The organism is Massilia sp. BGA-UO-ETr-WB1 (assembly GCF_059567845.1).
Genome location: NZ_JCAQOT010000021.1, coordinates 471,249 through 485,657 on the forward strand (window position 1 = coordinate 471,249; position 14,409 = coordinate 485,657).

The 14,409-nt window shown below is 63.9% G+C and carries 14 protein-coding genes; 5 read left to right on the top strand and 9 right to left on the bottom strand.

Annotation, left to right across the window (positions count from 1 at the left end; genetic code table 11):
* Positions 1-8 precede the first annotated feature (8 nt).
* Together AC56DV_RS06830 and AC56DV_RS06835 are read left to right on the top strand one after the other, a co-directional pair.
* Entirely contained in the window at positions 9-1,001 is a 993-nt protein-coding gene (locus AC56DV_RS06830) for a YheT family hydrolase (RefSeq protein ID WP_496313539.1), read from the top strand.
* Between the two features lie 3 nt (positions 1,002-1,004).
* Positions 1,005-1,598, top strand: a complete 594-nt coding sequence (locus AC56DV_RS06835) for a DUF2946 family protein (RefSeq protein ID WP_496313540.1) — start codon at positions 1,005-1,007, stop codon at positions 1,596-1,598.
* Here the strand turns inward: AC56DV_RS06835 and AC56DV_RS06840 are convergent.
* Positions 1,595-3,091 (bottom strand): beta-barrel assembly-enhancing protease, encoded by a 1,497-nt coding sequence (locus AC56DV_RS06840; RefSeq protein ID WP_496313835.1) that lies wholly within the window; start codon positions 3,089-3,091, stop codon positions 1,595-1,597. The genes AC56DV_RS06835 and AC56DV_RS06840 overlap by 4 nt on opposite strands.
* Positions 3,092-3,214: 123 nt before the next feature.
* Between AC56DV_RS06840 and moaC the strand changes: the two genes are divergently transcribed.
* Complete coding sequence (gene moaC / locus AC56DV_RS06845; RefSeq protein ID WP_496313541.1) at positions 3,215-3,712, top strand: cyclic pyranopterin monophosphate synthase MoaC; 498 nt, start codon at positions 3,215-3,217, stop codon at positions 3,710-3,712.
* A gap of 4 nt (positions 3,713-3,716) precedes the next feature.
* On the opposite strand, the gene AC56DV_RS06850 is transcribed toward moaC, so the two are convergent.
* Positions 3,717-6,677, bottom strand: a complete 2,961-nt coding sequence (locus tag AC56DV_RS06850) for a sensor histidine kinase (RefSeq protein ID WP_496313542.1) — start codon at positions 6,675-6,677, stop codon at positions 3,717-3,719.
* A gap of 102 nt (positions 6,678-6,779) precedes the next feature.
* Between AC56DV_RS06850 and AC56DV_RS06855 the strand changes: the two genes are divergently transcribed.
* The gene (locus AC56DV_RS06855; RefSeq protein WP_496313543.1) at positions 6,780-7,493 is read left to right on the top strand and encodes a flagellar brake protein; all 714 of its coding nucleotides are present in this window, start codon (positions 6,780-6,782) and stop codon (positions 7,491-7,493) included.
* A gap of 81 nt (positions 7,494-7,574) precedes the next feature.
* Here the strand turns inward: AC56DV_RS06855 and AC56DV_RS06860 are convergent, their stop codons facing one another.
* The 7 genes from AC56DV_RS06860 to recA all read right to left on the bottom strand — a co-directional run bounded on the left by AC56DV_RS06860 (position 7,575) and on the right by recA (position 13,523).
* Entirely contained in the window at positions 7,575-8,096 is a 522-nt protein-coding gene (locus tag AC56DV_RS06860) for a pilin (protein ID WP_496313544.1), read from the bottom strand.
* Between the two features lie 187 nt (positions 8,097-8,283).
* A complete protein-coding gene (locus AC56DV_RS06865) occupies positions 8,284-8,958 on the bottom strand; it encodes an FHA domain-containing protein (protein WP_496313545.1) in 675 nt (224 codons plus the stop codon).
* A 68-nt stretch (positions 8,959-9,026) separates the two neighbouring features.
* Entirely contained in the window at positions 9,027-9,908 is an 882-nt protein-coding gene (gene sucD, locus AC56DV_RS06870; protein ID WP_056401948.1) for a succinate--CoA ligase subunit alpha, read from the bottom strand.
* Between the two features lie 13 nt (positions 9,909-9,921).
* Entirely contained in the window at positions 9,922-11,091 is a 1,170-nt protein-coding gene (gene sucC, locus AC56DV_RS06875) for an ADP-forming succinate--CoA ligase subunit beta (RefSeq protein WP_056401945.1), read from the bottom strand.
* A 68-nt stretch (positions 11,092-11,159) separates the two neighbouring features.
* Positions 11,160-11,729, bottom strand: a complete 570-nt coding sequence (locus AC56DV_RS06880) for a DUF2889 domain-containing protein (protein ID WP_496313546.1) — start codon at positions 11,727-11,729, stop codon at positions 11,160-11,162.
* A gap of 233 nt (positions 11,730-11,962) precedes the next feature.
* Complete coding sequence (gene recX / locus AC56DV_RS06885) at positions 11,963-12,418, bottom strand: recombination regulator RecX (protein WP_496313547.1); 456 nt, start codon at positions 12,416-12,418, stop codon at positions 11,963-11,965.
* Positions 12,419-12,455: 37 nt separating this feature from the next.
* Positions 12,456-13,523, bottom strand: a complete 1,068-nt coding sequence (gene recA / locus AC56DV_RS06890) for a recombinase RecA (RefSeq protein ID WP_496313548.1) — start codon at positions 13,521-13,523, stop codon at positions 12,456-12,458.
* 169 nt (positions 13,524-13,692) lie between these two features.
* Here recA and AC56DV_RS06895 point away from each other — a divergent pair, with 169 nt between their 5' ends.
* Complete coding sequence (locus AC56DV_RS06895) at positions 13,693-14,385, top strand: response regulator (protein ID WP_496313549.1); 693 nt, start codon at positions 13,693-13,695, stop codon at positions 14,383-14,385.
* Positions 14,386-14,409 lie beyond the last annotated feature (24 nt).

Sequence of the window (14,409 nt, forward strand, 5' to 3'; positions counted from 1 at the left end):
TCAAGGCCATGAAATACACCGCACCACTGTGGCTGCCCAGCGGCCACCTGCAAACCATCTACCCGGCCGTCTGCATCAGCAAGCCGCCGGTGGCCTTCCGCCGCGAGCGCTGGCCAACCCCGGACGGCGATTTCGTCGACGTCGATTTCGTCGACGGCCAGCCCGGCCGGCCCTTCGTGGTGCTGTTCCACGGCCTGGAAGGCTCGTCCGACAGCCACTACGCGCGCTCGCTGATGGCCGACGTGCGCGCGCGCGGCTGGTCTGGCGCGGTGCCGCATTTCCGCGGCTGCTCGGGCGAGCCCAACCTGGCGCCGCGCTTCTACCATTCCGGCGACGCCGCCGAAATCGACTGGATCATCCGCCGCCTGCACGCGCGCGCCATGGACGCCGCCTGCAGCCGCTTCTACGCCACCGGCGTATCCCTGGGCGGCAATGCGCTGCTGCGCTGGCTGGGCGAATCGCAGCACGGCGCCGAGATCGTGGATGCGGCATGCGCCGTGTCGGCCCCGCTGGACCTGGCGCGCGGCGGCGAATCGCTGTCGCGCGGCTTCAACCGCATCTACACGCGCATGTTCCTGAACACGCTCAAGCCCAAGTGCGTGGCCAAGCTGAAGCAGTTCCCCGACCTGTACGACCTGAACGCGCTGATGGCCGCCGAGGACCTGTACGCCTTCGACAACGTGGTGACCGCGCCGCTGCACGGCTACCGCAACACGGACGACTACTGGGACCGCGCCAGCGCCAAGCACGTGCTGCTCGACATCACGGTGCCGACCCTGGTGCTGAACGCCAAAAACGACCCCTTCCTGCCCGGCATCCACCTGCCGCGCAGGGCGGCGCCCGGGGTGCTGCTGGAGTACCCGGAACACGGCGGCCATGTCGGCTTTGCCGTGGGCGGGCCGCCCGGCTCGCTGCACTGGCTGCCGCAGCGCATGATCCATTTCCTCGAAGGCGAAAACGCCAGCCGTGCGTCCGGCCGGGGCCAGATGTGCGAAGCTTGAAACATGGATGACATCGTAAAACAGGCGCTGGCCAAATGGCCGAACGTGCCGCACTGCTACGGCTGGCTCGGCCTGGATGCGCGCGGCAACTGGCGCATGCGCGACGAGCGCGCGCAGCACTTCAACCTGCCCGGCGACAAGCTGACCAACGCGGCGCTGGTGGGCTTCATCGTGCGCAATTACGCGAGCGACGAGCGGGGCTGCTGGTATTTCCAGAACGGTCCGCAGCGGGTGTATCTGAATCTGGAGACCACGCCGTTCGTGGCGCGCACCGATCCGGCGCAGGGCTTTGTGCTGCACACCGGCGAGGCCCTGGGGCAGCCGGACGCGGCCTGGCTGACGGAAGACGGCGAACTGCTGCTGCAGCGCGGCGCCGTGGTGGCCCAGCTGGACGACCGCGACATGGCGCAGGCCATGGCGCTGCTGGAGATGGATGGCCACGCCCTCGGCGACGAAACCTTGCTGGCCTGGCTGGCAGACAGCGCCGCCACCGCCGCACTCGCGCTGCGCACCGGCGGCGCATCCGTCGCCGTGCAGCGTTTGCGGCGCGACGACATTCCCGCCCGCTTCGGCTTCGTGCGCCTGCCGCAGCCTTAAGGCTCCTTGTACTTGTCGCCCATGGCGTCCTTGCGGCGCTGCTTGAGTTCGCGTTCGCGCGCGTCGATCTGGGCCTGGTCGTAGAACGACGCATCGCTGGCCTTGCGCGCCAGGTTCAACTGGTCCAGCGCCGCCAGCGTACCGCCCTGCAAGGTGTACGATTCCGCCAGCGCCATATGCTGCAAGGCCATCTTGCCCTGCTTCGAATACGCCCGAGCCAGCAGATCGTGCACCTCCGGCTCCTCCTTGTAGAACTGCGCCTGCTCGCGCAGGAAGCGCGCCGCCTCCTCCAGCTGGCCGGACAGGATCATCGCCTCCGCGTACTGGTGCGCAATCCCGCGCGACAGCGGGAACTGCTGATGCGCCGCCAGCGCCTCCTTCAAGGCCGCCGCCACCATCGCCGGATTCGACTCCTGCGCCAGCTTGATATCCAGCGACAAGCTGGTAAACACGGTCGGCGCCGTATCGCGCTTGCCCATGCCGAACACGCCGGCCGGCATCGGCGCCTCGATGGTGGCGCGGGCCTTGTCCAGCCAGCGCTGCGCCGCCACGAAATCGTTCTTCTTGAACATGGCGAACGCCATGCCGTACTGGCCCGCCGTCTTCTGCTGGCGGTTGTCCTGCTGCATCAAGCCTTCGAAATACTGGATCGACTCCGCCAGCCCCTGCGTGCTCAAGTCCTGCAGCACCCGCGCGCGCGAACGCACCAGGTAGAACGCCAGGCTGTCGAGCCGCTGCTTGTAGGGCTGCTCGCGGATGCGGGCCTGGATGTCGGCGATGCGCTCGGTGGTCAACGGGTGCGTCAGCAGGTAGGCCGGCACCAGGTCGCTGTAGTTGCGGCTGGCGGTCTGCATGCGCTGGAAGAAGGCCACCATGCCGCTGGTGTCGAAGCCGGCCTCGCCCATGATCTGGAAGCCGACCCGGTCCGCCTCGCGTTCGGCGTCGCGGCCGAAATTGAGCTGGCGCTGGATGGCCAGGCCCTGGCCGCCCATCATCACGCCCATGGCCGCGTCCGGGCTGGACTTGGCCGCCAGGACGGCCAGGATCATGGCCGCCAGCGGGATCAGCGCGTCCTGCTTCTGCTGCCCCAGCTGGCGCGCGATGTGGCGCTGCGCCACGTGGCCGATCTCGTGGCCCAGCACGGAAGCCAGCTCGGACTCGGTCTGCGCCGCCAGCAGCAGCGCCGAGTGCACGGCAATGAAGCCGCCCGGCAACGCAAACGCGTTCAACTGGCCGTCGCGCACCGCGAAGAAGAAGTAATTGAAGCTGGCTTCGCCGCGCGCGCCCGGATGCGCCGCCACCAGGGTGTTGCCCAGCGTGTTCAGGTATTCGAGGATGGGAGCGTCGTCGAGATAATCCTTGTTGCTGCGGATGTCATACATGATCTCCTCGCCCAGCTTGCGTTCGATCAGCGGCGACAGCTCCTGCCGCTCGGTGTCGCCGAGGCTGGGGAGATTCAAGGGCTTGGACAGCGGCATCTGCGCCATGCCCATCGGGGCGGCGAACAGCAAGGATGCGGCCAGGGGCAGCAAGCGCAGCAAAAAACGTTTTGATTTCACGGTGATATGATACCTGTCTGACACCTGTCAATACCTGCAACTGACGAACTATACTCCATGACCAGCACCACCACGCCAGACCAGCTGACCCACTTCGACACCACCGGCCAGGCCCACATGGTGGACGTCGGCGCGAAACAGGAAACCCATCGCACCGCCGTGGCCAGCGGCAGCATCCGCATGAAGCCGGAAACCCTGGCGATCATTTTAGCGGGAAGCGCGAAGAAAGGTGACGTGCTGGGAATCGCGCGCATCGCCGCCATCATGGGCGCCAAGCGCACCAGCGACCTGGTGCCGCTGTGCCACCCGCTGGCGTTGACGCGCGTGACGGTCGACTTCACCATCGACGAAGCCGCCTCCAGCGTGCACTGCACCGCGCAGGTGGAAACCTACGGCAAGACCGGCGTGGAAATGGAAGCGCTGACGGCCGTGCAGGTGGGCCTGCTGACCGTGTACGACATGTGCAAGGCGGTGGACCGCGGCATGGTCATGTCCAATATCCGCGTGATGGAAAAGCACGGCGGCAAGAGCGGCGACTGGAGCGCAACGAGCTGAATTCTCAGTACGCCATTCTGCCGGGCACCGTCAGCGTGATCTCGGTGCCTTCGCCCGGCTCGCTGCCGATCTCCAGGCTGGCGCCGATGCCGTCGGCGCGCTCGCGCATGCCCACCAGGCCCCAGTGCCCGGGCCGGTGGCCCGCAGCGGCGACGGATTCGTCCAGTCCCCGGCCATTGTCCCGGATGCGCATGACGAAGGCGCCGGCGCCGTACTCCAGCTCGAGTTCGATCCGCGTGGCGTCCGCATAGCGCGACGCATTGAACAGCGCTTCGCGGGCGATGGCGTACACCTCTTCCTGCACGTCCTGCCGCAAGGGTTTCGGCGTGCCGTCGACCTTCATGTCGAACGCGTGCGGGCGCTGCGCGGCCAAGGCCTTGCCCACCTGTTCCAGGGTCCGTTCCAGCACGTCCGGCACGGCTGATGCGCGCAGATCCATGATCTGGTCCCGTCCCTCCACCAGCAATTGCTCCGCAAGATTGAGCGTCCGGTCGAGGCGGGTGCGCTCCTGCGTGCCCTCCTTCACATGCCGGCTGTGCGCGTCGAACGATATCAGCAGCGAATGCATACTTTGCAGCAAGGTGTCGTGCAGGGTGCGCGCGATGCGCGTGCGCTCGGCCAGGCGCTCAAGCAAGCGGTCGTGCATCAGCCGCGTGAGGTAGCGTATCCGCAATGCGTACGCGGAATACAGCAGCAACAGCCCCAGCGCCGCCAGCAACAGCGTGAACCAGCCGCTTTGCACGAAAGTGGGCGGTATATCCAGTTCCAGCACCGAGGCCCTGGTGTTCCAGACATTGTCCTCGTTGGAGGCAATGACTTCGAAGCGGTATGTGCCCGGCGCCAGATTGGTGTAGAACGCTTGCCGGCGCCCCACCGGTTCCTGCCAGCCGTGGTCCAGGCCGACCAGCCGGTAGCGCAGGCGCACGCGCTCGGGAATCGACAGGCTCAGCGCAGTGAAGTCGACCTGCACATTGCGCGTGCCCTGCGGCAGGCCCAGCACGCCGGTATGCGGGACGGCGTGGCGCACGCCGTCGGCCACCACGCCGACGACTTCCACCGCCGGCGCCAGCGGATTGCGCGCAATGTTGGCCGGGTCGATGGTGCCGACCGAGCCGGTGGTCGCGTACCACAGCAGGCCGTCGCGCGAACGCCTCAGCGAGGGCACGGGCCGCAGTTGCGGCGCGCGGCCCTGCATGCCGTCCTGCGCATTGAAGCGCTCGAACGCCACTGCGGTTTCGCTGTTTTTCAGCCATCCTTCCAGCTCGGCGGCGGCGATGCGGTACAAGCCGTCCGCGCCGTGCAGCCACAAGTCGCCGCCGGGCAGGCGCACGATGCCCGACACGCCGAGAAAGCGTTCGTTGCGCTCGCCGTGCAAGGCAACGAAGCGGCCATCGCGGTACAGTGCCACGCCGCCCTCAGCTCCCACCCACATGGTTTTACCGTCGGGATGCAGGTCCAGGATGGTGCCCGCTTGCAGTCCCTGGTCCGGTCCCAGCCTGCGTACCGTGCCGCCGCCGACGACTGTGATCAGGTTGCGCAGATGCGCCATCCACAGATTGCCGCCGCTGTCGCGGGCCATGGAGGTGGTCAGCAGATCGGAGATGCCCTGCAGGCCGCCCGACTTGGTCCAGCGCCCATCGGCCAGCTTGTACACGCCTTTTCCGGAGGAAAACGAGGCCCACAGGGCGCCGTCGCCGTCCTGCTGCAGGGCATGGACACGCAGGCTTTTCAGTCCGTCCGGATAGGGTATCAAGCTCAGGGCGCCGTCGCTGCCGCGCCGCTGCACGCCTTCCATCCCGCCCAGCCACAGCACACCGTCCGGCGCCGTGTAGCTGGCCGTCAATTGCCCGGGAACCTCGCGGCGGATGCGGCCGGCGGGGCCGTAGCTCCACAGGTCGCCGGCATAGTCGCCCACCCAGACATCGCCGGCTGGCCCTGCCACCAGCGCCGGATACTCCAGTTGCCTGGCGACCGGCAAGGTGCGCAAGCGGCTCGGGCGAAGCCGGTCTATGCCGCGCGAGGTGCCGATCCAGAGGTTGCCTTCCCGGTCCTGGAAAGTTGCGCCTATCAACGGGCCGCTGATGCCGTTCAGGCTGGACAAGCGCTGGTCCGGCAGGCTGGGGCCGGCCGGCGCCGCTTTGCGTTCAAAGCTGTCGGTGTGGATCAGCCACATGGTTCCCTGCCGGTCGAAGCGCATGCCGACGGCCTCGAGTTCGGGGCCGTCCGGCTGGCCGGCGGGAGGCGGCGCGGTGCGGACCCGGTAGTAGCCGCGTTGAAAGTCGTTGCCCCATAGCGTGCCGTCGGGCGCCTCCTCCAGCCAGACCAGCGTGGTGCGCGGCCAGGCGTGGCTGAAACGGGTTTCGCCCGGCTTGCGGAAGTAAGCGCCCGAGGTGGTGCCGATCCACGTGGTGCCGTCGCGGGCGAACAGGATCTGGAATACGCCCAGCGACGGCAGCCCGGCCTCGGCGCCCAGGTAGCGGAAACGCTTGCCGCCGGGCGCCAGCACCGCCACGCCGTCGCGCATGGCCAGCCAGACCGAGCCGTCCGGCGCAGGTTCGATATGCACGACGCCGACCGGCTGCAGGCCGCCGCTTTCCATATAGGTGTGCGCCCCGTCCTTCCTGAACACGGACACGCCGCCGACGCGGTAGCCGACCCAGACCGCGCCGTCCGGCGTGGTGTTCAGGCCCATGATATTGCTGGAGTGCAGCGGGTGGCCATAGATCTTGTCGGTACGCTCGAAGTGCACGCCATCAAACCGGAACAGGCCGGTTGGCGTGGCGATCCAGAGCCAGCCGTCGGGGCCTTGCGCAAACTTGGTCACGCCGGCCGGCGCGCCATCCTGCTCGGTCCAGGCCGTGTGCGTGTAGTCGCTGAGCAATGGCCGTAGCGCGGAGGCGCAAGCGGCTTGCTGCCCGACGAGCAACAGGAGAACAAGCCAGGAGGTGAATGCGCGCAAGGTCATTGTTGTAATGGACAAATGCCGATTTATTGCAATAGTGTAAAACTTTTTACGCCGGTATATAATCAATTTTATAGACATAGGCACAACAAAAAGGGCGCCCGAATGAGTAGTGGTACCACGCCAGCCGAGATCAAGCCTCAGGAATACGAATTCGAACAGATGAACCTGCAGGTGGGCGGCAGGATACAGTTCATCACGCACCGGACCATGAAGCCAATCCAGCATTTTTCCACGCTGATCGGCTGGGTGAAGGACGAGTACATGATCGTCAAGGTGCCGTTCGAGAACGGCGCGCCGATCGCCGTGAACGAAGGGGACAAGCTGACGATACGGGTGTTTTCGGGCGTGAACGTGTGTTCGTTCTCGGCCATCGTGCAGCGCGTGTTCGGGCGGCCGCTATTTTATGCGCATCTGTCCTTCCCGGCGAAAATCCAGGGCACCAGCTTGCGCACGGCGATGCGGGTGAAGGTGGATATTCCGGCGCAGCTGAGCTGCGAGTCGGCTGGCGGCGTGTCGGTGTTTCTGGTGAACTTGAGCGTGTCGGGCGCGCTGATCGAGTCGAAGAGGCCGCTAGAGTCGGATGATGCGATTGTGGCGCTGTCGTTTACGCTGATCGCGCAGCCGGGGAACCGGCAGGTGCTGGTCAACACGCAGGCGAGCATCCGCAATATCAACGTGATCAAGCCGGCGACTGCCGATAAGCCGGAGGCGTTCACCTACGGCGTACAGTTCGTCAACCTCGACCCGACGCACTACACCCTGCTGCAGAACCTCACCTACGAAGCGCTGATCGCGGACCGGCAGAAGATTGTGTGAGCGGGAAAGCAAAAAACCTGGCCGAGGCCAGGTTTTTTTCGCCGGCGCCGTAGCGCCGGGGGCGGGTGATGCGGTGTCAGCTTAAGGAGCCGGGGTTGGGGTCGGAGTTGGGGTAGTAGTAGCAGCAATGTTGTTTTTCTCGATCGCAGCCACGGCAGCAGCGTTGGTGATGCCGCTGTGCGTCACGTTCCAGACGATCGAGGATACAGGGGCGGTAGCAGTACCCAGCACCGGGGTAAAGGTGATCACACCATTATTCACGCCGGAACCAATGTCGCCAGCCAAAGTTGCTGCGATTGCGCCACTGGTAGCGGTGTAAGCGACACTAGCAACTTCTTTGGTCGGAGTGAACGCAGGAACACCGCCCGAACCTGGCGCGCAGCCAGCAGGGCTGTTTCCAGCTTCCTGGATGCACAGCGCAACTGCGGTCTTGGTCGAACCCACGGAGCTCAGCGCGTTAGCGATTTTTGCCTTGATGGTGTAATCGCTGTAAGCAGGGATGGCCACTGCTGCCAGGATACCGATAATGGCGACCACGATCATCAGTTCGATCAGGGTGAAACCGGCTTGTGCTTGTTTCTTCATCATTTTCATGGATTTCATTTTGCTGCTCCTCAAGAGGTGAACTGGTTGTTTGGTGCCACACTTGAGTTAGAGCAATTGGTGTGCCAGGTCCAAAACCGGCCTTTTCCATGAAATTTGCGCCAATTTTCGTCACTTCGAGTCCGACTGGCTGACGATTTTTGTCAGTCGGGCTGCCGAAGTTTGGCAGTTGACGATTTTTGTCAGGCTAATCTTGTTTGAATGCCATCCGCGTGCCGCTCAGGTCGAGCACGTCGCCGTCTTTCAGGCGCTGGGGCTGCTTGCCGAGGAGGGCGCCGTTCAGGGTGGCGATGGCGTCGCCGTCGGCTTGGACCACGGAGTAGCCGTCCGCCGCGCGCGAAATGACGATCACCTGCACGCCGGGCCGGCCCAGCGTGGTCAGCGGCTTGGTCAGCGCGAGTTGCTTGCCCGCGTTGGCGCCGTTCAGCACTTCGATGCGGCCGAGCACTGCGGCCGGCGATGCGGCGGGCGCCGGGGGGCGGTCCGAAGCCGAAGCCGAAACCGGCGCGGGACGGTGCGGCGGAGCGACCGGGAGGGTGGTGCTCTCCCCCATCGGCGCCGGAACCGGGCGCACGCCGTCGGCCAGGTATTCAATCTTGTACTTGGCGATCTTGATGGTGTCCTGGTGCTGCAGGAAATGCTTGCCCACGCGCTGGCCGTTGACGAAGGTGCCATTGGTGCTGCGCAGGTCTTCCAGGAAGGATTCGTCGAGGATGGTGGTGATGACGGCGTGCTCGCCGCTGACGGCCGGGTGGCTCAGCACGATGTCGTTGCGGCTGCGGCGGCCGATGCTCATCCGTTCCCGGCTCAGCGGGACTTCCTGTTCCACCACGCCATCGCGCGAAATGATGATCTTCCCCAAGCAGAATCTCCAGGCAATAAAAAAACGGGGAGCCTAAGCTCCCCGTCATTATTCACTAAAAAAGTGAATTACAGCATTGCCTTCAGCAGACGCGCCATTTCGGACGGGTTCTTGGTGACGGTGATGCCGCAGGCTTCCATGATTTCCAGCTTGGCTTGCGCGGTGTCTGCGCCGCCGGAGATCAGCGCGCCGGCGTGGCCCATGCGCTTGCCCGGAGGAGCGGTGACACCGGCGATGAAGCCAACCACTGGCTTCTTCATGTTGTCCTTGATCCAATATGCAGCATTGGCTTCGTCCGGACCGCCGATTTCGCCGATCATGATGACCGCGTCGGTATCTGGATCGTCGTTGAAGGCCTTCATGATGTCGATGTGCTTCAGACCGTTGATCGGGTCGCCGCCGATACCAACTGCCGACGATTGGCCCAGGCCCAGAGCGGTCAGCTGTGCAACTGCTTCATAGGTCAGGGTGCCCGAACGGGAAACCACGCCGATGCGGCCCTTGCGGTGGATGTGGCCTGGCATGATGCCGATCTTGATTTCGTCAGGGGTGATCAGGCCTGGGCAGTTAGGGCCCAGCAGCAGGGTTTTCGAGCCGGCTTTAGCCATGCGGTCCTTCAGGGCCATCATGTCGCGGACAGGAATGCCTTCGGTGATGCAAATGGCCAGGTCCATTTCGGCTTCCACGGCTTCCCAGATGGCGGCAGCTGCGCCTGCTGGTGGTACGTAGATGACGGAAACGTTGGCGCCGGTTTCTTTTTTCGCTTCGGTTACGTTAGCGAAAATTGGAATGCCTTCGAAGTCTTCGCCGGCTTTCTTCGGGTTCACGCCTGCGACGAAGGCATTTTTGCCGTTCGCGTATTCGCGGCACATACGGGTGTGGAACTGGCCGGTCTTGCCGGTGATGCCTTGGGTGACGACTTTGGTGTCTTTATTGATCAGAATGGACATGTTGATTCCTTAATTAAGCTTGACCGGCTGCAGCGGCGACAACGCTCTTGGCTGCATCTTCCATGGTGTCGGCTGCGATGATAGGCAGACCGGATTCGGCCAGCATCTTCTTGCCCAGGTCTTCGTTGGTGCCCTTCATGCGCACCACCAGAGGCACTTTCAGCGAAACGGCTTTCGATGCGGTGATCACGCCTTCGGCGATCACGTCGCAGCGCATGATGCCGCCGAAGATGTTTACCAGGATCGCTTTCAGCTCCGGGTTCTTCAGCATGATCTTGAACGCTTCGGTTACTTTCTCTGCAGTGGCGCCGCCGCCTACGTCCAGGAAGTTGGCTGGCTCGCCGCCGAACAGCTTGATGGTGTCCATGGTGGCCATGGCCAGGCCGGCGCCGTTTACCAGGCAGCCGATGTTGCCGTCCAGGGAGATGTAGGCCAGGTCGAATTTCGATGCTTCGACTTCAGCTGGATCTTCTTCGTCCAGGTCGCGGTAGGCGACGATCTCTGGTTGACGGAACAGTGCGTTGGCGTCGAAGTTGAACTTGGCGTCCAGGGCGATCACTTTGCCCGAACCGGTCAGGATCAGCGGGTTGATTTCGGCCAGCGATGCGTCGGTTTCCCAGTAGGCTTTGTACAGGCCTTGCAGGTTGGTGACGGCGTCGGCGATCGAACCTTCCGGCACGCCGATCTTGGCGGCGATACCGGCCGCTTCAGCGTCGGTCAGGCCGACTGCTGGATCGATGGCGATGGTGTGGATCAGTTCCGGGTGGGACTCGGCCACTTCTTCGATGTCCATGCCGCCTTCGGAGGAAGCCATCAGGACCACGCGCTGGGTAACACGGTCGGTTACCAGGGAAACGTACAGTTCTTTCTTGATGTCCGCGCCTTCTTCGATCAGCAGGCGGCGTACTTTCTGGCCTTCAGCGCTGGTCTGGTGGGTGACCAGCTGCATGCCCATGATCTGGTCAGCGTATTCTTTGACTTGTTCCAGGGATTTGGCAACTTTCACGCCGCCGCCTTTGCCGCGGCCGCCAGCATGGATCTGCGCTTTGACTACCCAGACCGAACCGCCCAGCGTCTCAGCAGCTTTGACTGCTTCGTCTACGGACAGGCACGGGATACCGCGCGGAACCGTCACTCCGAATTTTCGGAGGATTTCTTTGCCCTGATACTCATGGATTTTCATGCTGGCTTCCCTTCTGATTGAAACTGATGTTTAAAGTTTATGTTTAAAAAACTAGGATAGTGCGTGCGCTAGGCCAACTCGGGTTTGGCTACCCAGCGCGGGTAAAACTGGGCAACTGCCCCGCCGTCGGTGCGGAGGGCGTGGCATTTGTCGAGCTGGAAAGGCTTTTCATGCGGAACGTTGTCGCTAGCCGCATCGTGCGTCGGCCAGACATCATTGGCGAAGGCCTGGACTGCCGCCGTTGGCAGTATCTGGGCCAGTTCCGTCAGATGGGTGCAGCCGGCGATGCCATGCAGGCGCTGCTTGAGTTCATGCCGGAATCCCTTCATCAGGTTCAGTCCCACCAGGGCCGCGTAGGCAGGGCCGATGGTGTTGCAAAAACCGGGATAGGGAACCGCGTCAGAGACGGCTTCGGCTGCAACGATGTTCAGTTGGCGGTCTACCGTAATGCGTAAGGAGAGGTCGTGCAGGGGCGTGCCGCCTTCGCGCACGCCGGAGGCGAGCTTGGTGGCGTTAACTTTGATGTCGGTGATATGGGCGTCCAAATCCCATAGGCCATCCTCGCGCGCGAACGCCTGGATGTCTATTGCGCGCGTGTGCCGCAGCGCACGTCGGGAGACTGGAGTTGACAGGGACATAAGACCGATGCCGCTCGCGCGGCCAAATTTAGTAAGCAGCCTTGCACTATTCTCTTAACAAGAATGCACGTTGCCGCAGCTTCTACGGACAACCACCGCACCCGCGGTGCTGCAAAAACCCCAAAAGTGTAGCACACCCCGGCGCGACTTGCGACGTGGCATATAACAACTAGTTGCAAATCCTTAGCCGCCGCAGGGACTTTTGCGCTTGCGCGCCGGGCTCAGCGCAGGGGTCAGAACTCGTCGAGGTCGACGCCTTTCATAGCGGCCTGGATGGCCTTCTGGGAGAAGCCGCGCTGCAGCAGGAAGCGCATTTGCTTGCTGCGTTCCTGGGCGTCCTGCGGCAGCTCGCCGAACTTGCGGCGCCACACTTCGCAGCAGCGCGCGGTTTCGTCTTCGGCCAGGCCGGCTTTCAGTTCGCTCAGCGCTTCGCCCTTGATGCCGTTCTGCTGCAGCTCGGCCACGATGCGGGCATTGCCGTAGCGCGCCGCGCGGCGGTGGATCAGGGATTCGGCGTAGCGCTCTTCGGACAGCCAGTTGTTTTTTTCGAGGAAGTCGAGCAGGGCTTCAATGTCGTCGCCCTCCTCCGCATGGCGCGCCAGCTTGCGCGCCAGTTCCATGCGGCTGTGCTCGCGCGCGGACAGCAGGCGCAGCGCGCGGGCTTTCAGGCTGAGGGGTGGCATGGGCATCAGTGACAAGGGCGGACCGTGTGGTCCGCCCAGGGGGTTATTCTACGGCTTTGAGCTTGGGCGCCGGGTCATTGCCCATCGCCGGCAGCGCGCGCACGCCCAGCGACGCGCGCACCTTGTTTTCGATCTCGTGGGCCAGCTCGGGGCGCTCCACCAGGAAGGTGCGGGCGTTGTCCTTGCCCTGGCCGATGCGTTCGCCGTTGTAGCTGTACCAGGAACCGGATTTCTCGACGATCTTCGCTTCCACGCCCAGGTCGATGATCTCGCCTTCGCGCGAGGTGCCGGCGCCGTACAGGATGTCGAAGTGCGCTTCCTTGAACGGCGGCGCGATCTTGTTCTTGACGACCTTGACCTTGGTTTCGTTGCCGATCACCTCGTCGCCGGACTTGATGGAGCCGGTGCGGCGGATGTCCAGGCGCACGGAGGCGTAGAACTTCAGCGCGTTGCCGCCGGTGGTGGTTTCAGGCGAACCGAACATCACGCCGATCTTCATGCGGATCTGGTTGATGAAGATGACCAGGGTGTTGGTGCGGTTGATGGAGCCGGTCAGCTTGCGCAGCGCCTGGGACATCAGGCGGGCTTGCAGGCCCGGCAGCGAGTCGCCCATGTCGCCTTCGATCTCGGCGCGCGGCGTCAGCGCGGCGACCGAGTCGACCACCACCATGTCCACGGAACCGGAGCGCACCAGCGCGTCGCAGATTTCCAGCGCCTGTTCGCCCGTGTCCGGCTGCGAAATGAGCAGCTCGTGCAGGTTCACGCCCAGCTTTTGCGCGTAGCCCACGTCCAGCGCGTGCTCGGCGTCGATAAAGGCGCAGGTGCCGCCCAGTTTCTGCATTTCGGCGATGGTTTGCAGCGTCAGCGTGGTTTTGCCCGACGATTCCGGGCCGTAGATCTCGACCACGCGGCCGCGCGGCAAGCCGCCCACGCCCAGCGCGATGTCCAGGCCCAGCGAGCCGGTGGAGACTACCTGCACTTCTTCGATCGGCGCGCTGGCGTCCATGCGCATGACGGAGCCCTTGCCGAACTGCTTTTCGATTTGAGCCAGCGCGGCGGCCAGGGCCTTGGCTTTTTCCGCTGCGGGTACTGCGCCTTTTTTATCGTCCATGATTGATCTTTCGGCAAGTGGTTTGTCTGTACAGGTGGTACTGTATAAAAAACCAGTGCTTTTTGCAAGCATTGTTTTCAGAAGTGTTGAGAATACTCAAAGCCGCTCAAAAACTAGCCATGTTAGGGGAAATGAAACACAATGGCATCTTCTGAAGCCGGGTGACATTATGCGTATTTTACTTGCCGAGGACGACAGCGTACTGGCCGACGGGCTGACCCGCTCGCTGCGCCAGTCCGGCTATGCGATCGACTGCGTGAAGAATGGCCAGGAAGCGGACACCGCCCTGTCCACCCAGGAATTCGACCTGCTGATCCTGGACCTGGGCCTGCCCAAGCTGTCCGGGCTGGAGGTGCTGCGCCGCCTGCGCGCCCGTTCCTCGCTGCTGCCGGTGCTGATCCTGACCGCCGCCGACTCCATCGAGCAGCGCGTGAACGGCCTGGACCTGGGCGCGGACGACTACATGGCCAAGCCGTTCGCGCTGTCCGAACTGGAGGCGCGGGTGCGGGCGCTGACCCGGCGCGGCCAGGGCGGCGGCTCCACCATCATCAAGCACGGCCCGCTGAGCTACGACCAGGTGGGCCGCAGCGCCTATATCAACGACCAGATGCTGGACCTGTCGGCGCGCGAACTGGGGCTGCTGGAAATCCTGCTGGCGCGCACCGGGCGGCTAGTGTCCAAGGAGCAGCTGGTGGACCACTTGTGCGAATGGGGCGAGGAAGTGAGCAACAACGCCATCGAGGTGTATGTGCACCGGCTGCGCAAGAAGATCGAGGTGGGCGGTGTGCGCATCGCCACCGTGCGCGGCCTGGGCTATTGCCTGGAGAAATTCAGCGAAACGCCGCGCGGCGAGGCCAAGTAAGCCGTGAACGAGCGCGAGGCCGGG